This is a genomic window from Nereida sp. MMG025 (assembly GCF_021654165.1).
Classification (GTDB): Bacteria; Pseudomonadota; Alphaproteobacteria; order Rhodobacterales; family Rhodobacteraceae; genus Nereida.
Window position 1 is genome coordinate 30,006 of the sequence record NZ_JAKFZN010000007.1, and the last position, 25,099, is coordinate 55,104.

Here is a 25,099-nt window from a genome sequence, read left to right on the forward strand (position 1 = left end):
GCAGAGCCTTTGATAACGTCCCTCGCACTTCCTGCGGGGGACATATTTGTTCTGGGGCTAATTGCTTTTGCGGCGGGTCTTGTGCGCGGGTTTTCTGGCTTTGCGCTTTCAGCACTGGTGATGGCCACGGCGACGATGATTTTACCGCCGGTGCAACTTATTCCAATCTGTTGGTGGCTTGAAATGACCGCATCACTTTTGATGGTGCGCGGCGGTGTCAAAGACGCCAACAAGCGTGTCGTCGGCGGGCTGTTCATCGGATCGGTGGTCGGCGCACCTTTGGGAATTTGGGCAACTGTAAGTCTGGATCCCGAAGTGTCCAAAATGGTCGCCTTGGCTTTGGTCACGACACTGGCCTTTACACAGCTGGCCAAAATTCGGCTGTCTTTTCTTGCAACGCATGCGGGGCTCTATGGATCAGGGTTATTGGCGGGCATCGCGACCGGGTTGGCAAGCATCGGCGGGATGGTTGTCGCGCTCTATGTTCTGGCCCGCGAACTGCCTGCACGCGAAATGCGGGCTTCGCTTGTCGTATATCTATTTCTTGGCATCATAACGACCGCCATCACCTACATTGCCTTTGGCGTCATGGATCAAACTGCTGTTGCACGCGGAATCGTGTTGGCCGCGCCCGTTGCATGCGGTGTGATCTTGGGGAAATTGATGTTTTCGCCACGTCTAGAGCCTTACTACCGTCCGTTCTGTCTGATACTTCTGATCGGGCTTGCAGGCGTATCATTGATCCGCACAGTGCTCAGCTAAGCACGTTCGGGAGGGGAACCATGGGATACAACCAACCAGTCGTCGAGACCTCGCCAAAAGTCAGCGATGAAATTCGCAAAACCACGTGTTATATGTGCGCCTGCCGCTGCGGGATTAACGTGCATATGAAGGACGGTCCCGACGGAAAAAGGCAGGTCGCCTATATCGAAGGCAACAAAGATCATCCCGTCAATCAAGGTGTGCTATGCGCCAAAGGGTCTGCTGGTATCATGCAGGTCAACGCACCATCGCGGCTTCGCGCGCCTCTGAAAAGGGTCGGACCACGCGGGTCAGGCGCGTTTGAGGAAATCACATGGGACGAGGCAATGGACATCGCCACAAAGACCCTGGCCCCCATCCGCGAAAAGAACCCCGAAAAACTGGCCTTCTTCACGGGGCGTGACCAATCACAATCCTTTACCAGTTTTTGGGCCCAAGGGTTCGGCACCCCCAACTATGCCGCCCATGGTGGGTTTTGTTCTGTCAATATGGCCGCCGCTGGCATCTATACCATGGGTGGTGCGTTTTGGGAGTTCGGGCAACCAGACTGGGAACACACCAAGTTATTCATGCTGTTTGGCGTTGCCGAAGATCACGACAGCAACCCCATCAAGATGGGGATCGGCAAAATCAAGGCACGCGGTGCCAAGATCATCGGCATAAACCCCATCCGCACAGGCTATAATGCGGTTGCAGACGAATGGGTCGGAATAACGCCCGGCACCGACGGGCTTTTCATTTTGGCGCTTGTCCATTGTCTGTTGAAGGCGGGCAAGATTGATCTGAATTATCTGTCGCAATTCACCAACGCGCCTGTTCTGCTGAACGGGGATGAAAGCAGCCCAGACTTCGGCCTGTTTTTACGCGATAGCGATGGCAAACCCGTTGTCATGGACCGCACCACCGGCAAGCTGACCGCGTTTGATGCCAAAGGGGTAAAACCTGATCTGGGCGCGTCGTTCCGCAAGGCGGGCTACACCCATCGCACCGTTTTTCATATGATGATCGAACGCTACATGGACGACGCCTACGCGCCAGAGGCCGTCGCCGACCGTTGCGGGATAACAGCCAAACGCATCCGAGCGATTGCCGCACAGCTGGCGGACGTCGCCTTCAATCAAGCGATTGAACTGGACCACGAATGGACCGACTTTCGGGGCACAAAACACACCAAAATGATCGGACGGCCTGTCTCAATGCACGCCATGCGCGGGATCTCTGCCCACGCGAACGGGTTTCAAACATGCCGCGCATTGCACATGTTGCAAATCATTCTTGGCGCGGTCGAAACCCCGGGCGGGATGCGATTCAAACCGCCCTATCCAAAGCCAGCGACCGCGCATCCAAAACCACACTGCAAAGTAACCCCCAACGCACCGCTCGATGGTCCGCATCTGGGATTTGTCCACGGCCCTGAAGATCTGTGCCTCAAAGACGATGGCAGCCCTGCGCGCATCGACAAAGCCTTCACATGGGACAATCCGATGTCCGCGCACGGGCTGATGCATATGGTGATCTCGAACGCGCATGCGGGCGACCCCTATAAAATCGACACGCTGTTTATGTATATGGCGAATATGTCGTGGAATTCATCGATGAACATAGGCGGCGTTCATAAGATGCTGACCGACACCGATGAAGACGGTAATTATGTGATCCCGAATATCATCTACTCGGATGCCTATTCATCGGAAATGGTGGCTTACGCGGATCTCGTTTTACCCGACACCACCTATCTGGAACGGCACGATTGTATCAGCCTGTTGGACCGCCCCATCTGTGAGGCGGATGCCGTAGCAGATGCGATCCGCTGGCCCGTGATCGAGCCGGACCGCGATGTGCGCGGTTTTCAATCCATGCTCTGTGATCTTGGCGCACGCCTCAATCTGCCAGGGTTCGTGAACGAAGACGGCACCCAGAAATACAAAGACTACGCAGACTACATCACCCATCATATCCGGCGCCCCGGGATTGGCCCCCTCGCGGGTTGGCGTACAGGCGAAGATGGTCTGCAAAACGGGCGTGGCGATGCCAATGATGCCCAGTTAGACACCTATATCGAAAACGGCGGCTTTTGGATGGAACACCTGCCCGAGGGGGCAAATTATTACAAACCTTGGAACATGCGGTATCAGGAATGGGCTGTGAAAATGGGGTTCTACGACTCCGTCCAGCCGTATATTTTCCAGCTATATGTCGAGCCCATGCGCAAATTCCAAAGGGCCGCCGAAGGTCACGGAGACCGCCAACCGCCAGATCATTTGCGCAAACGGATCATCGACACACTCGACCCCTTGCCGATTTGGTACTCAAACGCGGCCGAGAACAAAGCAGATGCGTTTCCCGTCACAGCCCTCACCCAACGGCCTATGGCGATGTATCACTCCTGGGGCAGTCAGAACGCATGGCTCAGGCAAATTCACGGGAGGAACCCACTCTATGTGCCCACAAAAATCTGGGAGGCCAACGGATTTAGTGAGGGGGACTGGGCCCTTGTGACATCCCCACACGGTAAAATAACCGTGCCTGTTGCCCATCAAGCCAGCTTGAACGAAAACACCGTCTGGACATGGAACGCCATCGGGAAACGCAAAGGGGCTTGGGCGTTGGACAAAAACGCACCAGAGGCCACCAAAGGCTTCCTTCTGAACCATCTCATCCACGAATTGCTACCGCCGAAAGGCGATGGGCTTCGGTGGGCAAACTCCGATCCTGTCACAGGCCAAGCCGCTTGGTTTGACCTCAAAGTGCGTATCGAAAAGACCACCGCCCCCAAGGAAAGCCAGCCCCAAATGCCGGCAATAAAATCCCCTGTGGGCAAAGGCCCCGATCATCTGGCATGGAAAACAGGCAAATGACACCCAAGCGCACCCTCTTGCTGATACTTGCCTTTGTCGCTTTCGGTGTGGGCAGTTTCATCTGGTTCATCGCCACATGGGACCCCGCCCGCGAAAGCGCGATCTCATCCCTTCATTGTTGGAAAAATACCTCGGGGTCTGGGGCAGCGCCCCAGTCCACCACCTGTAAAGGAGCGCGACTATGACAGAGCTTCCCACCCAAACCGAAAAAAAATTGGGGCTGGTGATTGATCTGGATACCTGCGTGGGCTGCCACGCCTGCGTGATCTCTTGCAAAGGCTGGAATACCGAAAATTACGGCGCGCCTTTGTCGGACCAGGACCCCTATGGCGCAGCGCCCACCGGCACATTCCTCAACCGCGTTCACAGCTATGAGGTTCAGCCCGAAACAGGCCCCGCCCAGTTGATCCACTTTCCCAAGTCCTGCCTGCATTGCGAAGACGCACCCTGCGTGACCGTCTGCCCGACAGGGGCCAGCTACAAGCGCGTGGAAGACGGGATCGTATTGGTGAACGAAAGCGATTGCATCGGGTGCGGTCTATGCGCATGGGCGTGTCCCTATGGCGCACGAGAGATGGACCAGGACCAAGGGGTCATGAAAAAGTGCACTCTGTGCGTCGATCGTATCTACAACGAAAACCTGCCCGCAGAGGACCGCGAGCCCGCTTGTGTCCGCACATGCCCCGCGGGCGCGCGCCACTTTGGTGATCTGGGCGATCCCGACAGCGAGGTCAGCCAACTCGTGGCCGAGCGCGGGGGGCTGGACCTGATGCCCGAACAAGGCACCAAACCCGTCAACCAATACCTGCCGCCCCGCCTGAAAGACGACTACACCAACACGGGTGAAATCGACATTCTGGCACCGCTTCTCGACCCGGTCGCGCCTGATGCAAAGGGACTTTTGGGCTGGCTCGACAAAGCCTTGGAGAAACTCTGATGCATCCTGCCCCTTCCATTATTCTGTTCACCGTTTTGTCGGGCCTCGGCTTCGGGCTGATGATCTTTTTGGGACTGGGCATGCCTGCACCCACGGGCATCAACGCGTTTATCTGGTTTGCTTTGGCCTACATCTTTGCGGTTGGTGGTCTGATTTCCTCGACCTTTCATCTGGGAAACCCGCAACGCGCCCTCAAAGCCTTCACGCAATGGAAAACCAGCTGGCTTTCGCGCGAGGCATGGCTGTCAGCGATCACTTTAACGATCATGGCCATTTACGGCGCAGGGCTTGTATTTCTTGAAACGCGCTGGACTGCCTTGGGCTATCTTGGGGCGGCGTGCGCCTTGGCCACGGTCTATGGCACCTCCATGATCTATGCGCAGCTCAAAACCGTGCCGCGTTGGAACCACCCCACCACGCCGGCCATGTTCATCGCCTATGCATTGGCGGGCGGCTCGCTTTTGGCAGGGCAGGTGTCGGTCTCTTTGGTTTTGATGGGCTGTGCCGCGGCGCTGCAAGCCTTCATCTTTTTCACTGCAGATACGCGCTTTGCTGCGCGCGGCCATACGCTCGAAACCGCAACGCAACTGGGCGACATCGGCAAGGTTCGCGCCTTTGAACCGCCCCATACCGGCACCAATTATCTGCTACATGAGATGGTCCATATGATCGGACGCAAGCACGCACAAAAGCTACAGATCATTGCCCTGCTTTTGTTGGTGGCTCCGATCATTTTGCTGCTTTTACCGTTTTCACATACTCTGGCGGCAGGTGCTGTGCTGGCACATCTTGCCGGCGTGCTGACCGCTCGCTGGCTTTTCTTCGCGCAAGCCGAACATGTGGTCGGTCTCTATTACGGAAAACGCGGTTAGTCGCCCGCCCAGGTTTTCCACTTATCCCTTCACCGCGCCTGCTGTCAGTCCGCTGACAATCTGGCGCTGGAAGAACATAACAAGGATGAACAATGGCACAGTGGCTGAAACCACTGCTGCAACCGCAAACATCACATTTCCTTCGGTTTGTGTGGTTCCAAGGAACGAGGCGATCTTGGGCACCATGGTTTGGTTTTCCTGGTTCAGCAACATCGCTGTCACGGCAAAATCATTGTAGGCCAAAAGGAAGCTGAATAGACCCGTGGTAATCACCCCCGGCCACATGACGGGGATAATCACAAACCGGAATGCCTGAAACTGTGTGCAGCCATCGACCTTGGCGCTTTCGTCCAGATCCTTGGGAATTTTTTGGAAAAAACTGTGCAGCATCCAGAGGGTGAATGGTTGGTTGATCGCCACAAGCACGATGATCGAGGTGGGCAAAATGCCCCAGAGGTTCCACTCAAAGAACGGCAACAAATACCCTGAAACCAGTGTGATTGGCGGCATCGCACGAAAGATCAGTGCGATGATGAGCAACCAGAATGTGTAGCGAAACCCGGACCGCGAAAGCGCATATCCCCCAAGTGTGCCGATCGTCAGCGATGTAAGCACGACGAAGAAACACACGATAAAGGTGTTGATGACCGCGCTGCCAAAGCCTTCTTGCACCCAAGCGCCATAATAACCCGCGCCTGTGAATGGAGAGCCATAGACCGCTTGGGTGCGCTCGCCTGTCAGCGCATTGGTCCAATCTGCGATCGAGAAGAAATCCAGCTCGACCTTGAATGACCCCCACAAGGTCCACATAAACGGGAAAGCCGCGACGATCAGCCAGACCGTAATGAACCCCCAGTTAAACAGTTTCAGAGAGGTCGGTGCTTCGGTTGCCTTTGACATATCCCGTTCCCCTATGTCTTTGCCGTGAAATCGCGCCACGTGCGCACCAAGACGGGCGCAAGCAGGATCGACACACAGATGATCGTCAGCACAGATGTCGCCGCCGCCGAGGACAGCAACTGCGTCTCGCCACCCAAATCGTTGAAAATAATCCAACTGAGCGAGGTCGCATGCGCCTCTGCCTTAAAGCCGACGATCGGTTCAAACACCCTGAAATTGTCCATCAGCTGGATCAACGCCACAAAAGTAACCAGCGGCATAAGATGCGGGATGACTACATAGCGGATCTGCTGCCAGCGCGTCGCGCCATCAATCATCGCAGATTCCAGCGTATCCTTGGGCAAGGTTTGCAGCCCCGCATAGAACACCACAAACGCAAAGGGCGCCGAGGACCAGATCCCGTAAACAATGAGCATGATCCATGTCAGACCCGTTGAGGCCTTAAGAGAAAGATCGGGGTCATTGGCCAGATATTGCAAAAACGTCCCCAGAATACCGCGGCTATCGATCATCCAGAACAAAATGAGCGAGCCGATCAGCGGGGTAACAATCATCGGCAAAAGCGAAAAGAAAATGACCAGCCCCTTGAGGTGGCGGTGAAGCGAATTCACCCCAACTGCAATCGCGAACCCCAGTATGATAAGCAGCGGCGTCACTGTGAACGTATAGGTCAGGGTAAAAGCCATCGCGCGGTAAAACGGCAGGTTGCGCAACTCCGACAAAAAGCCACTCATCGTTTCATTACTGCGCCATGCATCGCCCACTTCGGAAACCGCAAGATGCCCGCGATCAAGATAGATAGACAGGCCCGCGAATTGGCCCAAAGGCCGCTCGTCTTTCAGGATGGCCATTGCCTCTTGATCAATGATGGTTTCGGTTGTGGTGCCGAACGGGCCACTGTTTTCGACTGATTTGAACACAGCTTCATGCGGCGTGAAAACAGACTGCACAACAACCGACACGATCGGGAAAGCGATAAACAAAAGCATCGCCAGCGCGGTCGGAAGAAAGAACCAGAAGAATGTCTTATGCTTCATCAGGCAGCCTCAGGTGGAAAAGGTCAAAACGAATAAGGTCGAAAAATATAAAAAGGCGGAACCAGAGTGGTCCCGCCCAAAACGCATCCTTATTGCAGGAAGCCTTGCTCTTTTGCTGCAGCGGTGTAGGCCGCTTCAACATCTGCAAGCGCTTGTTCGGCGCTTTCTTTACCCTGCATGAAGTCTGCCAGTTCAGCACCAAGCGCCGAATGCAACAGGCCTTGGTAAGGCAACATTGGATATGGAACCGAACCCGCGTTGGCCGCAGCAAACACACCTGTGGCGGCGGGTGTTGGCTCATACCCATCAATCAGCCAGACAGCTTGTGTGCTTGTTTCGTCATTCAGGATGGATGGGTCAATGGCTTTGACCAGTGCTTTGAAGGTGGCTTCTGCGTCTGCATCGCTGATGTTCTTTGCCACAGTGAAACCATCCCACCACAGGGTTGTGGCCGGCGTGTCGCCGCCTGCAACTGTCAACGGACCGGCAATGGCGGTGTTGTTGGCAACCTGCTCGGACGACCCTTCGGTTGAACGCAGCGGATCAATCCGGCTGCCCCACATATGCATCAAAGCCACGTTACCCGCTTTCCATTCTGCCGATGTCGCGTTGGAATCATGCGTCAGGAAATCGGGGTTCATGTATTCCGATAGCGCCTTCATCATCTCGAGCGCGGCAACACCCTGCTCATTGTTGATGCTGACGTTGGCTGTGCCTGGTTCAAAAAACTGACCACCGTGACCGATGTACATATTGTTGAATTCTTGCGCGAGGTTCCAGCCAGCGGCATATGGGCCACCGATCGGGTTTTCAAGAATACCCATCGAGCGGATCTTTTCGGCAGCCGCCAGCATTTCTTCGTATGTCATTGGCGGCTCAATGCCAGCCTGCTCAAGAATGTCAGAGCGATATGTCAGGTGCTGTGCGTTCGCCATGAAGGCCACGGCCATCACATTGCCACCCACAGTGATCAGCTGGTTTGGCTTCAAAGTGGCGCCATGAGCGGCGACCAGATCATCCAGCGGGCGGATGACATCTTCGTTCATCAGCGCAACGATGGACGAGTTCGCAACAATCGCAGACGTGTATTCCGCAGGGTTGCCCTGCATACCTGCGAGATTGATTTTCTGGTGATCGGCGGTCAGATTTGTCTCGACCACGACATTGTCGTTGGCACACGCCAGCGCACCTGCCCCAACCGTCTGAATTGCGGGGAATTCGTTGCCCACAATGCTGACGCGGCCTTCTTCGATACCACAATCCGAGTGGCCTGCCGCCTGGACAGCCGATGCGGCAACGATGGACATCGCGGCTGCAGTTGCAATTTTCTTCAGAAACATACTGTGTCTCCCTGTTTGTTTCCTGGCCTTCGGCAGAATGCCAAAGACAACTCTTATCCCCATTTTCGAGGAATTATTGGAAGGGCTCTAGGCCCCCATCCGCACGCCTGTTTCTTTATCGAACAGGTGGCAAATTTCAGCGGGGATCGAGACAGCGACGTCATCCCCAATTTCGGTCCGGTAGTCTTTGGCCGCTTTCACATTACACAGCGCGCCGCCCAGGCGGATTGCGACCATTGTGGCATCACCAAGCAATTCCATTGTGTAGGCGGGCGCTTTTGCTTGGCCACCGCTCTCCACCACTGTGGCATCTTCCGCGCGAAACCCAAGCGTGATCGGCCCGTCAGGTGCCTTCAAACCAGACACGGACATATTGGCAGATGTGAACGTGCCGCCTTTCATGTCCCCGTCAACCAGGTTCATTGCAGGCGAGCCGATAAAGCTGGCGACAAATGTATTGGCGGGGTTATCGTAGATTTCTGTCGGCGTGCCAACTTGCTGAACGATCCCCTTTTCCATCACAACAACACGGTCAGCCAAGGTCATTGCTTCGATCTGGTCATGGGTGACATAGATCGTGGTGACTTTAAGCTCATGACTGAGGTTTTTGATCTGCGCACGGGTCGAAACACGCAATTTCGCATCAAGGTTGGACAGCGGTTCATCCATCAAAAACACGTTCGGTTCGCGCACAATCGCGCGTGCAAGTGCCACGCGTTGACGTTGGCCGCCTGACAGCTCCGCTGGTTTGCGGTGCAAAAAAGGTTCAAGCTCAACCATAGCAGCCGCCCGCATAACGCGCTCATCATGCTCGTGCGCAGGCACCTTGCGGACCTTCAGAGGGAACTTGATGTTGTCGTAAACATTCATATTCGGGTAGAGGCCGTATGACTGAAACACCATGCTGATGTCGCGGTCTTTAGGCTCCAGATCATTTACCCGTTTGCCATCGACAATGATGTCGCCTTCGGTCACGTCCTCAAGACCCGCAATCATGCGCATCGTCGTGGTCTTACCGCACCCCGAAGGACCAAGCAGGACCAAAAATTCTTGATCTGCAATCGTCAGGTCAAAGTTTTTGACCCCGACAAAATTGCCCCAACGCTTTCCTACGTTGCGCAGCTGGATTTCAGCCATGCGACCCCCCTGGCTTGTCTTGTTGTGCTCTTTTGCACACGTTTGCAAAAATGCTAGACACAAGCCGCAGCATTTGCAATTTTCTTTTTTGAAATTCCCAACATTTATTGGCTGGCCCATGACGATAGACCCACGCAAACGCTTGCGCCAAGGCTTGGACGCGCTCTGGCGCGACGGCGGAAATACAGATGTGATCGCCGAAAATGCGGTGTTTGATGTCGCATGGCCGGTGAACCAATTGATCGGACGTGATACGATTCTTGCGCATTTCATTGATCCGGTGCGCCGCGCGTTGTCTCATGCACATCGGCGCGATCTTTTGTTTATCGGCGGGCAAAACATCCGCGATACGGGCGGGTATTGGTGCGCCTGTGTGACCCACTATGTCGGCACCTTCGATGCGCCTATGTTTGGCCTGACGCCGTCAAACAAACTTGCCTTCCTTCGCGCGGGCGAGTTTTACCGCCTGCAAAACAATCAAATCGTTGAAGCCAAAATCATCTTCGACCTGCCCGATCTGATGCATCAATCGGGCCGCCTTCCCTTACCGTCTCTTGGCACTGAAATCACATTCCCTGCCCCCGCCACCCAAGACGGGCTTTGCCCCGTTTCAGGCGATGGGATGGCATCGCTTGATGTGGTGCAGCGCATGCTCGGCGATCTGCATGTCTACGATCCAAAGACCGGCGCTTCCAAAGGACAGACCGGGCAAGACGGTACATGGGCGGATGATATGCTGTGGTATGGTCCTGCGGGTGTGGGCAGCAACTATCGATGGGATGGATTCGTCAAAGACCATCGCGCCGATTTCCTGCGCGCCTTCCCCGACCGAAAAGGCGGCAATCATTATTGTCGCATCGGTGATGCGAATTACGCCGCGGTCAGCGGTTGGCCCTCCATGACTATGACGTTCCAAGACAGTTATTTGGGCCAACCTGCCGATGGCCGCGCATTGACGCTGCGGGTAATGGACTTCTATCGCATCGATACGAACCGCATTGCCGAAAACTGGGTCACGCTGGATTACGGCGATTTGTTTTATCAGATGGGGCGCGACCTGATCATGGAAAGCAACGCTCTGACGTAAGGGTGCGACCCTATTTCTCTATACAGCACGATATGAACCCGTTAGAGCGCGAGGTCTTTGATCCGACCAATAGGCACACCCCTTGAAACAATCCCTCTCCGATGCTCTTGCCGCCAAAGGCTACACCGATCTGACACCTGTTCAGCAAGAGGTGCTCAAGGACGAATACCAAGGCGCCGATCTTCTTGTCTCGGCCCAAACAGGTTCGGGCAAAACGCTCGGGTTTGGCCTGTCGATTGCCCCCACCATTTTGGGCGATGCCAATACATTTGATCGCGCCTCTGCGCCGCTGGCCCTGATTATTGCGCCGACACGTGAATTGGCGATGCAGGTCAAACGCGAATTGTCATGGCTTTATGCCAAAGCTGGCGTTGTCATGGCCTCTACCGTGGGCGGCATGGACACGCGCGATGAACGCCGTGCGCTTGACCGCGGCACACATATCGTTGTGGCCACGCCCGGTCGTCTGCGCGACCACATCATGCGCGGCGCCATTGATCTAAGCGCCATCCGCGCGGTGGTTCTGGATGAAGCCGACGAGATGCTGGATCTGGGTTTCCGTGAGGATCTGGAATTCATTTTGGGCGAATGCCCCGACGATCGCCAGACGCTTCTGTTTTCCGCAACCGTGCCAAAGTCTATCGCCAAACTGGCCGAAAGCTATCAGCGCGACGCGATCCGTGTTGTCGCCAAGTCCGAAGAAGGCCAGCACGCCGACATCGAATATCGCGCCTGTGACGTCAGTGACCGTGACGCAGAAAACGCGATAATCAACACGTTGCGGTTTTATGAAGCCCCCAACGCCATCGTCTTTGCCAACACCCGCGCGATGGTCAATCGGTTGACCACGCGGCTGTCGAACCGCGGCTTTTCAGTTGTGGCCCTTTCGGGTGAGCTGACCCAAGGCGAACGCACCAATGCGTTGCAGGCGATGCGCGATGGCCGTGCACGGGTCTGCGTGGCCACCGATGTGGCCGCCCGCGGGATTGACCTGCCCAACCTTGATCTGGTGGTCCATGCCGAACTGCCGTCCAACCACGAGACGCTTTTGCACCGCTCGGGCCGCACGGGTCGCGCCGGACGCAAAGGCACCAGCGTCATGATCGTGACACCCAAGGTGCGCAAAAAGGCACAGCGTATCTTGGGGTGGGCCAAACTTGACGCCACTTGGGGCCAGGCCCCCTCAGCCGACGAAGTGCGCGCACGCGACGAAGAACGTATGCTGGCCGATGATGCATGGCTTTCGCCTATTCCAGACAGCGATGCCGCGACAGTTGCAAAACTGGTCGAGACATTCAGCCCCGAACAAATTGCGCACGCCTATCTGCAGCTTTTCCACACGCAGCACTCTGCGCCAGAAGACCTCAGCGGTCCTTCAGCACCACGCGAGCCCAAGAAGGCCTTTGGCCCATCAGTCTGGTTTGCGGTCGATGGCGGACGCGACGCAGGTGCAGAGCCGCGCCGGTTGTTGCCAATGCTGTGCAAAGAAGGCGGGCTGACCAAAGACGACATCGGCGCGATCCGAGTCATGCATGACAAAAGCTATGTGGAATTGCGCAAAGACGCGGTGAACGGATTTGTCGAAACCATCGGCGCAGAGATGAAGGTCGAAGGCGCGGGTATCGAACAGCTTGCCAAAGCCCCCGACCTGCCCCAACGCAGCCCGCGTGATGGCAAATCCTTCAGCGACAAAAAACCCTACGGCGGCAAGCCGCGTGGAGATCGCAAACCCTACGAAAAACGCGATGACCAGCGCGATGACCGCCCCCAAAAGCCACGCCAAAAATCCGACAGCGCCCCACGTGTTTGGGATGATGAACGCACGCCCAAAGCGCGCAAACCCAAACCCGAAAGCAAAGGTGGCAAGCCTGCCTACAAAGGTAAGGACAAAGCCCCCTACAAACCGCGCGAGGAACGCAGCGAACGCCCGGACGGTGTGGTGAAGCCCTATAAGAAAAAGGGCCCGACACCCCCCGAAGGCAAGCCCACCAGCAAAAAGAACAAGGCCCGCACAGGCGGTGACAAACCACCCTTCAAAGGCGGCAAGCCTGGCGGAAGACCAGGTGGCAAGCCAAAGGGCAAGGGTGCGGGCAAACCCTCTTGGGCGTCCGATCCATCCAAAGGCGGCGGGCGCAAACCCCGCGGCGCACGCAGCAAGCCCTAGCGGATCCGCATTTCGCTGGCCGCGTCGAACAACATCGCGCGGCTGGCATCAAACCGCAGCCCCACACGGTCCCCTGTCTTTGACCGTTCGTCCCCACGTTCTTCGACGATGATCTTTTCGCCCGTGGGGGCCTTTAGGTATGCATAAGACACGCCGCCCAAAGCCTCGGTCAATTCAACCACATGGGTGTCACCATCGACAATCTGCGCATGTTCGGGGCGTATCCCGATGCTGACCTCTGTTCCCGCATTCTGCGCGGCTTGGCCCATCGGCACAGTCATCGCCAGACCTGGCACATCAACACCCTCTGCCGCGCATTTGCCATTCAGAAAATTCATCGCAGGAGACCCAATAAACCCTGCCACAAATTTGTTGTCTGGATCGCGATACAGATCCATCGGCGCGCCCACCTGTTCAATACGGCCCGCGCGCAGCACAACGATCTTATCGGCAAGCGTCATCGCCTCGACCTGATCATGGGTGACATAGATCATCGTCGCGCCAATTTCTTTGTGCAGACGTGCGATCTCGACCCGCATTTCAACACGCAATTCCGCATCAAGGTTTGACAGCGGCTCATCGAACAAAAAGACCTCGGGGCCCCGCACAATGGCCCGCCCGATGGAAACCCGTTGGCGCTGTCCGCCCGACAAAGCCGCGGGTTTGCGTTTGAGATAATCATCCAGCTTCAGGATGCGGCTGGCCTCGGCCACCTTGGCGTCGATCTCGGATCTGGGATGGCCGTTCATTTTCAGACCGAAACCCATGTTCTGTTCGACTGTCATATGCGGGTAAAGCGCATAGGTCTGAAACACCATTGCAACGCCGCGATCGCTTGGGTCAAGCCGGGTGACATCACGTGCGCCGATATTGATCTGACCTTCTGTGGTTTCTTCCAGCCCTGCAACCATACGCAGCAACGTTGATTTACCGCAGCCCGATGGCCCCACGAACACACAAAACTCTCCATCGTCGATCCCCAGATCAATGCCGTGAATAACTTGCGTGGCACCGTATCTCTTGATCACGTTGTTCAGTTTGACACCCGACATTATTGGTCTCCCGTTTGGGCCATGGAACCATCGGGGAAAGCCCAACTCTGGACCTCCGTTGCGATGGCATCGGCAGTTTTTTTGATGCGTGGTACAAGCGTTTCAAGCGCGGCCAGGTTTGTGCGTCTGGTTGTGCTGGTGACCGAAAGCGCCCCCAGGACGCGGCCCGATTTGGTCAGAATTGGCAAAGCCACGCAGATAATTTCGGGCTCGTGCTCTTCACGGTCAAAGCCGTATCCATGCGTGCGAATATCTGCAAGCTCGGTCCGCAGGGCCGCTTCGCTTGTTAAGGTTTGATCGGTAAACTTGTGAAACAGCTGCAGTGGAATAAGCCGGTCCAGCTCGCTTTCAGGCAAATGCGCCAGCATCGCCTTGCCAACACCTGTGCAATAAGCTGGCCCAACCTTTCCAGCAGATGAATACATCTCAACAGGGTCATCCGCATTGCGCTTATCAACATAGAGAACCTGCGCGTGATCAAGTTGCGCCAGATGCACGGTTTCCCCGACATCGCGGCTCAGCGCATCCAGATGCGGGCGAGCAAGCGGGGCAAGCGATGACTGATCCCATGCAGCATGGGCCAGCCGCACCAGCCGAACACCAAGCGCATAGGTTTGGCGATCTGTATCAAACACCAACATCCCCTCATGCACCAAGGTCTGCATCAGCCGATACAAAGTGCCCTTGGGATAGGGCGACTGCTCTAGCACATCATTGAACCGCACTGGCCGTTTGAATCCCGCAACACGGTCAAGCACATCAAGCGCCTTGCCAACGGTGCCGCTGTTTGCCTCTGCCATTGTTGTCATCCTCCCAAGCATCGCAAAATCACACGACGCTGTTGACAAGCCTATGCGAGTCGTCGTTATCATTTCAATATGTAAAACGCAGTTTCAAATAATGAAACCGCAAACATAGTTTGGAAGCACCTAGGGAGGAAACCATGCGTTCCATTTTCAAAGCGTCCGCCGCGGCGCTGCTGTCAACATCCATGCTTGCAGGGGCCGCGTTCGCGCAAGACCTCAGCGGCACACTCCGCATCATCTCGGATATGTCCAACCCCGCGCCCCGCGCCACGATGGAGCAACTGGCCGCCGACTTTGACGCCTTGCACCCCAACCTTGAGGTTGAGCTGGAGATCGTGGACCGCGAAGCGTGGAAAACACAAATCCGCAACGCGCTGACCGCAAATGCACCCGACGTGGTGAACTGGTATGCCGCCAACCGCATGACACCCTATGTGAACGCGGGCCTGTTTGAAGACATCAGCGACATGTACGCCAACGGCGACCTGCCAGGCCTTGACGCTGTGAAAGGCGCAATGACCCTTGATGGCAAGCAGTGGGGCGTGCCTTACACATACTACCAATGGGGCATCTATTACCGCGAAGACATCTTCAACGAGCTTGGTCTGGAAGAGCCGATGACTTTTGAGCAAGAGCTGGCCAACTGCGAAAAGATCGTTGCTTCTGGCCGTGCATGCTACGCCATCGGCACGAAATTCCTGTGGACGGCTGGCGGCTGGTTCGACTACCTGAACATGCGCACCAACGGCTTTGACTTCCACATGCAACTGGCCCGCGGCGAAGTGGAATGGACAGACCCACGCGTCCGCGAAACATTCGCAAACTGGCGCAAAATCATCGACATGGGCGGCTACATCGCGGATCACCAGTCGTATAGCTGGCAAGAAGCCCTCAAGTTCATGACAGACGGCGAAGCCGCATCCTACCTGATCGGTAACTTTGCGGTGCCGCACCTGCGCGAAGCAGGTTTGTCGGACGAACAGATCGATTTCTATCAGTTCCCGAAAATCGCAGACGTGCCACAAGGTGAGGACGCACCCACAGATACATTCCACATCCCTGCGAATGCATCCAACAAGGAAGCCGCACGCGCCTTCTTGCAGTATGTCACATCGGCCGAAGTCCAATCGGACATCAACGGTGGCGACAAACTGGGCCAACTGCCAGTCAACGCCAATTCGTCAGTCGATGCCGACGAGTTCCTTGAACAAGGCTTCGAGATGCTGTCGACCAATGCCCAAGGTGGCGTTGCACAGTTCTTTGACCGTGACTTCCCCGCTGAAATGGCCAGCGTGGGCATGGAAGGTCTGCAAGAGTTCATGGTGTTCCCCGACAATTTGGACGACATCCTGCAACGTATGGAAGACGCGCGTCAGCGTATCTACTAAGCACACATGATTGCGGGCGGGGTCAGACGTGCCCTGCCCGTTTTCAACCCATCCGCAAAGCCCATGACAGGCTTTTCGCATGTGTTGATCCAAGCCTTGGGAGGGGCGCAAATGACGGTCATGGCCGATACCCCCAAACCCGTCAAACCGCGGGGTTGGTACAAACGCAACGAAATCGCGATCACGCCCTTTTTGTTCCTGCTGCCCGCGGTGATCTTCTTTTCGGTCTATGTGATCATCCCGATTTTCCAGTCCTTCTGGATCAGCTTTCACGAATGGGATGGCTTGGGCGAAAAAACATGGGTCGGCACCGCAAATTATGAGCGCCTTTTGGGCGGTGACCGCAAATTCGAGGTCTCGTTCTGGAACAACCTGCGCTGGCTGTTTCTTTACTTGCTGGCCATCCCGCTTGGCCTGTCGATCGCGCTGTTGCTGAACCAGAAAGTGCGCGGCATCAGGCTTTATAAGTCGATGTTCTTTTTTCCCTTTGTGCTGTCGCAGGTGGTCGTGGGTCTTGTGTTTTCATGGTTCTACCTGCCCCGCGAAGGACTTTTGAACGCGATCCTGCAGTTTTTCGGAATGGGCACGGTCAACATTCTGGGCGATCCGTCCTTGGCCACCTACGGCATCATCGCGGCGGGCCTCTGGCCGCAGACAGCCTATTGCATGATCTTGTATCTGACAGGCCTCAACGCAGTTGACCCCGAACAGGTAGAGGCCGCCCGTCTGGACGGTGCCAAGGGCCTTCGCATGTTGTGGCATGTCATCCTGCCACAGCTTAAACCCGCAACCTTTATTGCCTTTGTCGTCACCATCATCGGCGCGCTAAGGTCTTTTGACTTCATCGCCGTAATGACCAACGGTGGCCCCTTCGGCTCAACCCGCGTGCTGTCGTTCTACATGTTCGAGGAGTCGCTGTCCGAATTCGGCTTCCGCATGGGATATGGCGCGGCCATCGCCGTGGTGCTGTTTTTCCTGATGCTGATCTTCATCGCCTACTTCCTGTGGTCGATGTATCGTGACGAAAAAGGAGCGCGCTGATGTTTCCGACCCCCATCGAAAAAACCTCGCGCACCTGGCAGCTGACCTACCAGGCCATCCTGCCTTTTGCGATGATCGTCTGGTTGCTGCCCTTGATTGCGGTGGCGATGTTTTCGATCAAATCCTCAGCCGATTTTGCAAGCGGGAATTACTGGGGCATGCCGTCGACTTTTGAAGGGTTCGTAAACTACGGCAAGGTTTTCTTTGAAAGCGATATGCCGCGCTATATGCTCAACTCGGTGCTGATTACCGTGCCCACCATGATCGGCGCAGTGGCACTGTCCTGCATGACAGGCTTTGCCCTTGGCATCTACAAATTCAAGGGCAACCTGCTGATCTTCTTTATGTTCATCGCAGGCAATTTCGTGCCCTTCCAAATCCTGATGGTGCCTGTGCGTGACCTGACAGTGAACATGGGGCTCTACGACACCAAATTGGGGCTGGTGCTGTTTCACATTGCGTTCCAGACAGGCTTTTGCACGCTCTTTATGCGCAACTTCATCCGCGCCCTGCCCTTTGAATTGATCGAGGCTGCCCGCGTCGAAGGCATCGCCGAATGGCGCATCTTCTGGTTTATCGTGCTGCCCTTGATGAAACCCGCGCTGGCCGCGCTGGCCGTGCTGATCTTTACCTTCATCTGGAACGATTATTTCTGGGCGGTGGTACTGACCCAAGGGCCAGATGCACAACCCGTGACCGCAGGCATTACCAGCTTCAACTCGCAATTCGTGGCGCAGTATCATTTGATGAGCGCGGGCAGCATCGTGGCCGCCATCCCACCTGTGGCCATGTTTTTTCTGATGCAAAAGCACTTCATTGCGGGGCTGACACTGGGGGCGGTAAAATAATGCACCATTGGCGATTGGATGATGCGCGCCAGACCCTTGTTCTGGCCAGCACAGGCGCACGACTGCCCGAGGTGATTTATTGGGGCGCGCCGCTGCCTGCCACCGAAAACCTAGAGACCCTGCATGCCGCCCATGCCATTGATGTGACAGGCGGGATGCTGGACGCCAACCCCGATCTGTCGATTTGTCCTGAAGCCTCGCGCACATTCCCGGGACAACCCGGCCTGATTTGCCGCGATACGGATGGCACGCCGCTTTTGCCAAAGTTCTGTCTGGATCACGCGGATACAAGCGACGGGTTGCGACTGGTGTTCACCGATCAAGACAACAACCTGACGTTGACGGCGTTGTTCGCCATTGACCCTGACACCCACATCATCACCGCGAAACACTTGTTAGACGCGACACGCCCGATCCATCTGCATTGGCTGGCCGCACCTGTGTTTCCCGCCTCGCAACACGCCGCAGAGATGATCGATTTTTCGGGGCGTTGGTGTGGTGAGTTTCAAACAAATGTCACCGCTTGGTCTGCTGGCATGCGCTACCGCGAAAACCGTACGGGCCGCACGGGCCATGAGCATTTCCCGGGCCTCATCGTGCCGCGCAATCAATATACCAATACCAAAGGCGAGGCGCATGCCTTCCACTACGGCTGGTCAGGTGGCCACAAGATGATCGCCGAGGAATTGCCCGACGGCCGCCGCCAAATCCAGTTTGGCCACGCCGCCCGAATGGAGACCGAGCCTGCCACGCATTTTGAGACCGCAACGCTCTATGCCACGTTCTCGAACCAAGGGCTGAACGGCTGCGCCACCGCGTTCCAGCGCCACTTGCGCGACCGCATCGTCACATGGCCCAAGCCTGACGCCCCGCGCCCCGTGCACTACAACTGTTGGGAAGCGGTCTATTTCGATCACAACCTGCCCACCCTCAAGGATATCGCCGAACGCGCCGCGCGTCTTGGGGCTGAACGCTTTGTTCTGGACGATGGCTGGTTTGGTCAACGCGACGACGACACCACATCGCTGTCCGATTGGGAGGTCGATCCGCGCAAATATCCAGACGGTCTCGACCCCCTGATCAACCATGTGCACAGCCTTGGCATGACCTTCGGCATCTGGTTCGAGCCCGAGATGATCAACCCTGAAAGCACAATCCACAAAGCCCACCCCAACTGGGCATTGGGCTCAGAAGACCAGACCCTGGGGCGCCAACAAAAGGCCCTGAATATGGCGCTGCCCGAGGTGCGCGATTTCCTTTATACACGCATATCCAAAATTCTGGCCGAGCACGCCATTGACTACATCAAGTGGGACCACAACCGTGTGCTGCCTGCGCCTGATGCCGCACAGACCCGTGGTTCTTACGCTCTCATGGACCGCCTGCGCGGTGATTTTCCCCACGTCGAAATCGAAAGCTGTGCGTCAGGGGGCGGGCGCATTGACTTTGGCATCATGAAGCGCACCCAACGCGTTTGGCTGTCCGACAGCAACGATGCGCTTGAGCGGCTGAAGATGCAGCACAACGCGGCGCTGTTTTTGCCGCTGGCCGTAACAGGCAGCCACGTGGGGCCGCGCCATTGCCATACCTCGGGGCGCACCATTGATATCTCTATGCGGGCATGGGTCGCTGCACAGCGCCACATGGGCTTCGAGATGGACCCGCGCGAGTTGGACGCCCGTGAAGAACAAGTGCTGATGGAAGTCACTGCATGGTGGAAAGCCAACCGCAACTGGATGCACACCGCCGATATTCTGCGCCTTGATAGCGCGGACCCTGCGGTGATCGCAGAACAACAACACGCCCGCGACGGGCAGCGCTTTGTGGTCTTTGCAGGCAAGGCCGCCACCAGCGACCAGATCGCGCCGCGCCCGCTGCGTTTGACCAATCTGGACCCCAAAGGCACCTATCGCATCCGCTTGCTGAACGGGGCCACAGCCCATGCCCTGTCGCGGGGCGACCAGCGCATCAAATCAGATCCTCTGCAACTGTCGGGCGCTTATCTGATGAACCACGGCGTTACCCTGCCGTGGTCTTTCCCCGAAACAATGTGGGTCCTTGAAGGAGAACGCATATGACCGCCAAGAAACCCCGCCGCTCTGCCGCTTGGTATGGCAAAATGGACAAAGACGGCTTCATCCACCGCAGCTGGATGAAAAACCAGGGGTTTCCCGATCATGCTTTCGATGGGCGCCCCATCATCGGTATTTGCAACACCTGGTCCGAACTCACGCCGTGCAATTCGGGCCTGCGCGATCTGGCCGAAGGCGTCAAACGCGGCGTGTGGGAAGCAGGCGGCTTTCCTGTGGAATTTCCCGTCATGTCGCTTGGTGAGACGCAGATGAAACCCACAGCGATGCTCTTTCGCAACCTGCTTGCGATGGATGTCGAAGAATCCATCCGCGCCTATGGCATCGACGGGGTGGTCTTGCTTGGCGGTTGCGACAAGACCACACCGGGCCAGCTGATGGGGGCGGCTTCGGTCGATCTGCCTTCGATCGTTGTATCCTCTGGCCCGATGCTGAACGGCAAATACAAAGGGCATGATATCGGATCGGGCACGGATGTATGGAAGTTTTCCGAAGCCGTGCGCGCAGGCGATATGACATTGCAGGATTTCATGAACGCCGAAAGCGGAATGTCGCGCAGCGCAGGGGTCTGCATGACGATGGGCACCGCCAGCACGATGGCATCGCTTGTCGAAGCCATGGGCATGTCGCTGCCCACCAACGCCGCCCTGCCCGCTGTGGACGCGCGCCGAATGGCGCTGGCGCATCTGACAGGCAAGCGCATCGTGGAAATGGTGGATGAAGACCTCAAGCCCTCTGACATCCTGACGCGCGAAGCCTTTGAAAACGCGATCCTTGCCAATGCCGCGGTGGGCGGATCCACCAACGCCGTTGTGCATTTGCTGGCCCTTGCGGGCCGTGTCGGCGTGGATTTGACGATGGACGATATCGAGATCGGCTCGGACATTCCGCTGCTCGTCAACTGCATGCCATCGGGCAAATACCTGATGGAGGATTTCTGCTATGCGGGCGGTGTGCCCGCAGTTCTGGCTGAGTTGAAAAATCACTTGCGCCCCGCCAAAACCGTGCTGAACGGCGATATCAGCGCCTATGCCGAGGGGGCAGAAAACCACAACACCGATGTGATCAAGACGATGGCCGATCCCGTCAAACCCGCCGCGGGGCTACGCGTGTTGCGCGGCAATCTTGCCCCCAATGGCGCGATCGTAAAACCATCGGCGGCGACAGATGCGCTGCTGGAACACGAAGGCGAAGCCTATGTGTTTGAAAACATCGAGGACCTGAAAGCCAATATCGACCGCGATGATCTGCCCGTGACACCCGATACAATCCTTGTGCTTAAAGGCTGCGGGCCCAAGGGCTACCCGGGCATGCCAGAGGTTGGCAACATGCCCATCCCCAAGGTGCTGGTGCAACAGGGCGTGCGCGATATGATCCGCGTCTCGGACGCGCGGATGTCGGGCACGGCCTATGGCACCGTAATCCTGCACGTCAGCCCCGAAGCAAACGCAGGCGGCACACTCGCGCTGGTCAAAACAGGCGACCGCATTCGCGTGTCTGCCCGCAAAGGCGAGCTGGAATTATTGGTTGATGCAGCTGAACTGGAGGCCCGCCGCGCCGCTTGGACGCCCGAAGCCCCACACTATACGCGCGGCTATGCGAAACTCTATATTGACCACGTGTTGCAAGCTGATAAGGGCGCAGACCTTGATTTTCTGGTGGGTAAAGACACCCGCCCCGTCACGCGGGAGAGCCATTGATGAACGCTTCTTTTCCAGACCTCAAAGGTGCATCCGTCTATATCACAGGCGGCGGCTCTGGCATTGGTGCGGCGCTGACTGACGCCTTCATGGCACAAGGAAGCCATGTTGCATTTATCGGGCGCTCTGACGCGACAGATTTCTGCGATGCGATGGAAGCCAAACACGGCACCCGCCCTCTTTTTATGCAAGGCGACATCACCGATACCGCGCGGCTGAAGGCGACGATGGACGAAGCCGCCGCCGCCCACGGCCCCATCACCACACTTGTCAACAACGCGGCCAATGACAAACGCCACAGCACCGAAGAAGTGACCGAGGATTTCTGGAACTGGATGATCGACATCAACCTCAAGGCGTATTTCTTTGCCTGCAAGCACGCCGCCCCGATGATGGCGCAAGCAGGGGGTGGTTCAATCATCAACTTCAGCTCGATCAGCTATATGATGGGCAATGCAGGCTACCCGATTTACACCACCGCGAACGCAGGCATCAACGGCATGACCCGAAGCCTCGCGCGGGAATTTGGCCCCGACAAGATCCGCGTCAACGCGCTGGCGCCGGGATGGGTGCTGACGCAAAAGCAAAAAGACATGTGGGTGACCGAAGAAGGCCTTGCGGCCCATTTGGAACGCCAATGCCTCAAAGACCCTCTTGCGCCCGATGACATCGCGGGCGGTGTGCTGTTTCTGGCCTCTGACGCGTCAAAAATGATGACAGGCCAAGCCCTTGTCATCGACGGGGGCGTTGTGGTGACAGGATGAGCCAGGCTGCTGACATCACATGGATCGCTGCGGATTGGGGCACCACAAACCTGCGGGTTTGGGGGATTGGCCGTGATGGGCGCGTGGTGGCCCAAGGCAAAAGCGAACAAGGCATGGCCACGCTTGCCCAAGGCGCGTTTGAAAGCGCGCTTCTCAGCCTGATCAAAGACTGGCTTGATACGCCCAAACCCGTCATCGCCTGTGGCATGGTCGGCGCCCGCCAGGGATGGTGCGAAGCGCCTTATGCCACGGTGCCCTGTGAACCGCTTGCGCCAACCCTGATTGAGGCGCCGACAGATCATCCAAATCTTTCGCTCCACATCATCAGTGGCCTCAAACAAACCAACCCCGCCGATGTTATGCGCGGCGAGGAAACACAGATCGCAGGGTTCTTGAAGCTGAACCCCAAATGGGATGGTGTCATCTGCTTGCCCGGCACCCACAGCAAATGGGCGCATCTAAGCGCTGGCGAAGTTGTGTCATTTCAGACCTTTATGACAGGCGAGATCTATAGCTTTCTGCGCCACAACAGCGTTTTGAAACATTCGCTCGCGGGCGGTGAATGGCACCAGGAGGCTTTTGAAACTGCGCTGTCAGACGCCATGTCCAAACCCGAGATGCTGGCCGCAAGGTTGTTCAATATCCGCGCAGAAGACCTTGTGAACGGACAGGACGTGTCTGTCGCCAAATCGCGGCTATCGGGTTTTCTGTTGGGCGCAGAACTGGCCGCGACGCGCCCCTACTGGCTTGGCCAGCAGGTCGCTTTGATCGGCTCGGATCAGGTTGCGCCCGCCTATGCCCAAGCGCTGAAGGTGCAAGGCGTGCCCGTGATAGAAACCGACCCGACCGCAATGACCCTCGCGGGCCTTGCATCCGCCTATGCCCAACTGAAAGCCACACCATGAGCCGTCCTATCATCGCAATCTTGCGCGGCATCGCCCCGAAAGACGCCGCAGAGGCTGCATCCGTTTTGATAAACGCAGGGATCGACCGCATTGAAGTGCCGCTTAATTCGCCTGATCCCTTTGCCTCCATCAAGGCAATGGCAGATGCCCACGGCACATCCGCCCTTATCGGCGCGGGCACTGTTTTGGACACCGATCAAGTCACGCAGGTCCATAAGGCTGGCGGTAAATTGGTTGTATCGCCCAACTGCGATACGGCGGTCATAGCGAAAACCGTTGCCCTTGGGATGCAGTCTTGGCCGGGCGTGTTCACCCCGACCGAATCTTTCGCAGCAATTGCCGCGGGTGCCACAGGCCTCAAGCTGTTTCCGGGCAACATGGCGGGTCCAGATGGGCTAAAGGCCATGCGCGCCGTGCTGCCGCCGCAGGTGCCGGTCTATGCGGTCGGCGGCGCAGGCCCCGAAAATTTCGCCGATTGGATTGCAGCAGGCGCAAGCGGTTTTGGCATCGGATCGGCCCTGTTCAAGCCAGGTGACACAATCGAAAATATCGCCCAAAACGCCGCCGGAATTGTCGCGGCCTTTGATAAGGCCACCGCATGATTTTTGATGACAGACAATGTATATTGGGCGAGGGTCCGCTGTGGCATCCAACCCGCAAGCAACTGTTTTGGTTCGACATTAAGGGAAAGCGCCTGCTGACTTCACAACAGGAATGGCAGTTTTCAGAACACGTGTCCGCCGCGGGCTGGCTGACCAAAGACCGCCTGTTGATCGCATCGGAAACCAAGCTGTTTTCCTTCAATCTGGAAACGGGCGAACAGCGCAAGGTTGCGGACCTTGAAGCCGACAACACAATCACCCGTTCCAATGACGGTCGGGCCGATCCTTGGGGTGGGTTCTGGATTGGCACGATGGGCAAACAAGCCGAACCCCAAGCCGGCGCCATCTATCGTTTCTACAAGGGACAGCTCAACCAGATCCGTTCAGGCATTACGATCAGCAATGCCATTTGCTTTAGCCCTGACAAAGCATGCGCGTTCTATACAGACACCCCCACCAAGCTGATCATGCGCCAGGCCCTCGATACCGATGGATGGCCCAAAGGGACAGCAGAGGTGTTTGTTGATCTGACAGCCGACGGCCTTGCACCCGATGGCGCCGTGGTGGACCGCGATGGCAATCTGTGGAATGCCCAATGGGGTGCGTCACGCATCGCTGTTTATGATCAAAATGGTGCGTTCCAACACGCCTTCGATTTGCCTGCCAGCCAAATCACCTGCCCCGCACTCGGGCCAGACGGGTTATATGCCACCAGTGCCAGCGAGGGTGTGAATGAACCCGACGGCGGCAAAACATTCTTTATCCCACTGCCCGTGCGCGGCCAGACCGAACATCAGGTGATTTTGTGA

The 25,099-nt window shown here is 56.8% G+C and carries 21 protein-coding genes; 15 read left to right on the top strand and 6 right to left on the bottom strand.

Annotated elements, in window-relative coordinates:
- Positions 1-9: 9 nt before the first annotated feature.
- The 4 genes from L1065_RS13620 to L1065_RS13635 all read left to right on the top strand — a co-directional run bounded on the left by L1065_RS13620 (position 10) and on the right by L1065_RS13635 (position 5,429).
- Positions 10-762: a sulfite exporter TauE/SafE family protein gene (locus L1065_RS13620; RefSeq protein ID WP_237096055.1), complete on the top strand. Its 753-nt coding sequence runs from the start codon at positions 10-12 to the stop codon at positions 760-762.
- A gap of 20 nt (positions 763-782) precedes the next feature.
- Positions 783-3,620, top strand: a complete 2,838-nt coding sequence (locus L1065_RS13625) for a molybdopterin oxidoreductase family protein (RefSeq protein WP_237096056.1) — start codon at positions 783-785, stop codon at positions 3,618-3,620.
- A 181-nt stretch (positions 3,621-3,801) separates the two neighbouring features.
- Positions 3,802-4,557, top strand: a complete 756-nt coding sequence (locus L1065_RS13630; RefSeq protein WP_237096057.1) for a 4Fe-4S dicluster domain-containing protein — start codon at positions 3,802-3,804, stop codon at positions 4,555-4,557.
- Positions 4,557-5,429 carry a DmsC/YnfH family molybdoenzyme membrane anchor subunit gene (locus tag L1065_RS13635; RefSeq protein WP_237096058.1) on the top strand — a complete coding sequence of 291 codons (873 nt, stop codon included), beginning with the start codon at positions 4,557-4,559 and terminating at the stop codon, positions 5,427-5,429. The genes L1065_RS13630 and L1065_RS13635 overlap by 1 nt, the downstream gene beginning before the upstream one ends.
- Positions 5,430-5,450: 21 nt before the next feature.
- Here the strand turns inward: L1065_RS13635 and L1065_RS13640 are convergent, their stop codons facing one another.
- From L1065_RS13640 to L1065_RS13655, 4 genes are all read right to left on the bottom strand, one after another.
- Positions 5,451-6,329 carry a carbohydrate ABC transporter permease gene (locus L1065_RS13640; protein ID WP_237096059.1) on the bottom strand — a complete coding sequence of 293 codons (879 nt, stop codon included), beginning with the start codon at positions 6,327-6,329 and terminating at the stop codon, positions 5,451-5,453.
- 11 nt (positions 6,330-6,340) lie between these two features.
- The gene (locus tag L1065_RS13645; RefSeq protein ID WP_237096060.1) at positions 6,341-7,366 is read right to left on the bottom strand and encodes a carbohydrate ABC transporter permease; all 1,026 of its coding nucleotides are present in this window, start codon (positions 7,364-7,366) and stop codon (positions 6,341-6,343) included.
- 89 nt (positions 7,367-7,455) lie between these two features.
- Positions 7,456-8,706 (bottom strand): ABC transporter substrate-binding protein, encoded by a 1,251-nt coding sequence (locus L1065_RS13650; protein ID WP_237096061.1) that lies wholly within the window; start codon positions 8,704-8,706, stop codon positions 7,456-7,458.
- Positions 8,707-8,793: 87 nt separating this feature from the next.
- A complete protein-coding gene (locus L1065_RS13655) occupies positions 8,794-9,843 on the bottom strand; it encodes an ABC transporter ATP-binding protein (protein ID WP_237096062.1) in 1,050 nt (349 codons plus the stop codon).
- Between the two features lie 118 nt (positions 9,844-9,961).
- On the opposite strand from L1065_RS13655, the gene L1065_RS13660 reads away from it, so the two are divergent.
- Positions 9,962-10,930, top strand: coding sequence for an ester cyclase (locus L1065_RS13660; RefSeq protein ID WP_237096063.1), 969 nt, complete (start codon positions 9,962-9,964; stop codon positions 10,928-10,930).
- 82 nt (positions 10,931-11,012) lie between these two features.
- Positions 11,013-13,094 (top strand): DEAD/DEAH box helicase, encoded by a 2,082-nt coding sequence (locus L1065_RS13665; RefSeq protein WP_237096064.1) that lies wholly within the window; start codon positions 11,013-11,015, stop codon positions 13,092-13,094.
- Here L1065_RS13665 and L1065_RS13670 read toward each other — a convergent pair.
- Positions 13,091-14,146, bottom strand: coding sequence for an ABC transporter ATP-binding protein (locus L1065_RS13670; protein WP_237096065.1), 1,056 nt, complete (start codon positions 14,144-14,146; stop codon positions 13,091-13,093). The genes L1065_RS13665 and L1065_RS13670 overlap by 4 nt on opposite strands.
- Positions 14,146-14,946, bottom strand: coding sequence for an IclR family transcriptional regulator (locus L1065_RS13675; protein WP_237096066.1), 801 nt, complete (start codon positions 14,944-14,946; stop codon positions 14,146-14,148). The genes L1065_RS13670 and L1065_RS13675 overlap by 1 nt, the downstream gene beginning before the upstream one ends.
- 143 nt (positions 14,947-15,089) lie before the next feature.
- Between L1065_RS13675 and L1065_RS13680 the strand changes: the two genes are divergently transcribed.
- The 9 genes from L1065_RS13680 (at position 15,090) to L1065_RS13720 (ending at position 25,099) form a co-directional block, all read left to right on the top strand.
- Positions 15,090-16,340 carry an ABC transporter substrate-binding protein gene (locus tag L1065_RS13680; RefSeq protein ID WP_237096067.1) on the top strand — a complete coding sequence of 417 codons (1,251 nt, stop codon included), beginning with the start codon at positions 15,090-15,092 and terminating at the stop codon, positions 16,338-16,340.
- Positions 16,341-16,460: 120 nt separating this feature from the next.
- Positions 16,461-17,381, top strand: a complete 921-nt coding sequence (locus L1065_RS13685) for a carbohydrate ABC transporter permease (protein WP_237096094.1) — start codon at positions 16,461-16,463, stop codon at positions 17,379-17,381.
- Complete coding sequence (locus L1065_RS13690; RefSeq protein WP_237096068.1) at positions 17,381-18,229, top strand: carbohydrate ABC transporter permease; 849 nt, start codon at positions 17,381-17,383, stop codon at positions 18,227-18,229. Before L1065_RS13685 ends, L1065_RS13690 begins: the two co-directional genes overlap by 1 nt.
- Positions 18,229-20,307: an alpha-galactosidase gene (locus tag L1065_RS13695; protein ID WP_237096069.1), complete on the top strand. Its 2,079-nt coding sequence runs from the start codon at positions 18,229-18,231 to the stop codon at positions 20,305-20,307. The genes L1065_RS13690 and L1065_RS13695 overlap by 1 nt, the downstream gene beginning before the upstream one ends.
- Complete coding sequence (locus tag L1065_RS13700; RefSeq protein ID WP_237096070.1) at positions 20,304-22,019, top strand: IlvD/Edd family dehydratase; 1,716 nt, start codon at positions 20,304-20,306, stop codon at positions 22,017-22,019. Before L1065_RS13695 ends, L1065_RS13700 begins: the two co-directional genes overlap by 4 nt.
- Positions 22,019-22,783: an SDR family NAD(P)-dependent oxidoreductase gene (locus tag L1065_RS13705; RefSeq protein WP_237096071.1), complete on the top strand. Its 765-nt coding sequence runs from the start codon at positions 22,019-22,021 to the stop codon at positions 22,781-22,783. The genes L1065_RS13700 and L1065_RS13705 overlap by 1 nt, the downstream gene beginning before the upstream one ends.
- The gene (locus tag L1065_RS13710; RefSeq protein WP_237096072.1) at positions 22,780-23,688 is read left to right on the top strand and encodes a 2-dehydro-3-deoxygalactonokinase; all 909 of its coding nucleotides are present in this window, start codon (positions 22,780-22,782) and stop codon (positions 23,686-23,688) included. The genes L1065_RS13705 and L1065_RS13710 overlap by 4 nt, the downstream gene beginning before the upstream one ends.
- Positions 23,685-24,290, top strand: a complete 606-nt coding sequence (locus L1065_RS13715; protein WP_237096073.1) for a 2-dehydro-3-deoxy-6-phosphogalactonate aldolase — start codon at positions 23,685-23,687, stop codon at positions 24,288-24,290. Before L1065_RS13710 ends, L1065_RS13715 begins: the two co-directional genes overlap by 4 nt.
- The gene (locus L1065_RS13720) at positions 24,287-25,099 is read left to right on the top strand and encodes an SMP-30/gluconolactonase/LRE family protein (protein ID WP_237096074.1); all 813 of its coding nucleotides are present in this window, start codon (positions 24,287-24,289) and stop codon (positions 25,097-25,099) included. The genes L1065_RS13715 and L1065_RS13720 overlap by 4 nt, the downstream gene beginning before the upstream one ends.

Bases quoted from the DNA above. Each gene is read 5' to 3' on its own strand.
- L1065_RS13625 (WP_237096056.1), top strand. From the start codon at position 783: ATGGGATACAACCAACCAGTCGTCGAGACCTCGCCAAAAGTCAGCGAT.
- L1065_RS13630 (WP_237096057.1), top strand. From the start codon at position 3,802: ATGACAGAGCTTCCCACCCAAACCGAAAAAAAATTGGGGCTGGTGATT.
- L1065_RS13635 (WP_237096058.1), top strand. From the start codon at position 4,557: ATGCATCCTGCCCCTTCCATTATTCTGTTCACCGTTTTGTCGGGCCTC.
- L1065_RS13640 (WP_237096059.1), bottom strand. From the start codon at position 6,329: ATGTCAAAGGCAACCGAAGCACCGACCTCTCTGAAACTGTTTAACTGG.
- L1065_RS13645 (WP_237096060.1), bottom strand. From the start codon at position 7,366: ATGAAGCATAAGACATTCTTCTGGTTCTTTCTTCCGACCGCGCTGGCG.
- L1065_RS13650 (WP_237096061.1), bottom strand. From the start codon at position 8,706: ATGTTTCTGAAGAAAATTGCAACTGCAGCCGCGATGTCCATCGTTGCC.
- L1065_RS13655 (WP_237096062.1), bottom strand. From the start codon at position 9,843: ATGGCTGAAATCCAGCTGCGCAACGTAGGAAAGCGTTGGGGCAATTTT.
- L1065_RS13660 (WP_237096063.1), top strand. From the start codon at position 9,962: ATGACGATAGACCCACGCAAACGCTTGCGCCAAGGCTTGGACGCGCTC.
- L1065_RS13670 (WP_237096065.1), bottom strand. From the start codon at position 14,146: ATGTCGGGTGTCAAACTGAACAACGTGATCAAGAGATACGGTGCCACG.
- L1065_RS13675 (WP_237096066.1), bottom strand. From the start codon at position 14,946: ATGGCAGAGGCAAACAGCGGCACCGTTGGCAAGGCGCTTGATGTGCTT.
- L1065_RS13680 (WP_237096067.1), top strand. From the start codon at position 15,090: ATGCGTTCCATTTTCAAAGCGTCCGCCGCGGCGCTGCTGTCAACATCC.
- L1065_RS13685 (WP_237096094.1), top strand. From the start codon at position 16,461: ATGGCCGATACCCCCAAACCCGTCAAACCGCGGGGTTGGTACAAACGC.
- L1065_RS13690 (WP_237096068.1), top strand. From the start codon at position 17,381: ATGTTTCCGACCCCCATCGAAAAAACCTCGCGCACCTGGCAGCTGACC.
- L1065_RS13695 (WP_237096069.1), top strand. From the start codon at position 18,229: ATGCACCATTGGCGATTGGATGATGCGCGCCAGACCCTTGTTCTGGCC.
- L1065_RS13700 (WP_237096070.1), top strand. From the start codon at position 20,304: ATGACCGCCAAGAAACCCCGCCGCTCTGCCGCTTGGTATGGCAAAATG.
- L1065_RS13705 (WP_237096071.1), top strand. From the start codon at position 22,019: ATGAACGCTTCTTTTCCAGACCTCAAAGGTGCATCCGTCTATATCACA.
- L1065_RS13710 (WP_237096072.1), top strand. From the start codon at position 22,780: ATGAGCCAGGCTGCTGACATCACATGGATCGCTGCGGATTGGGGCACC.
- L1065_RS13715 (WP_237096073.1), top strand. From the start codon at position 23,685: ATGAGCCGTCCTATCATCGCAATCTTGCGCGGCATCGCCCCGAAAGAC.
- L1065_RS13720 (WP_237096074.1), top strand. From the start codon at position 24,287: ATGATTTTTGATGACAGACAATGTATATTGGGCGAGGGTCCGCTGTGG.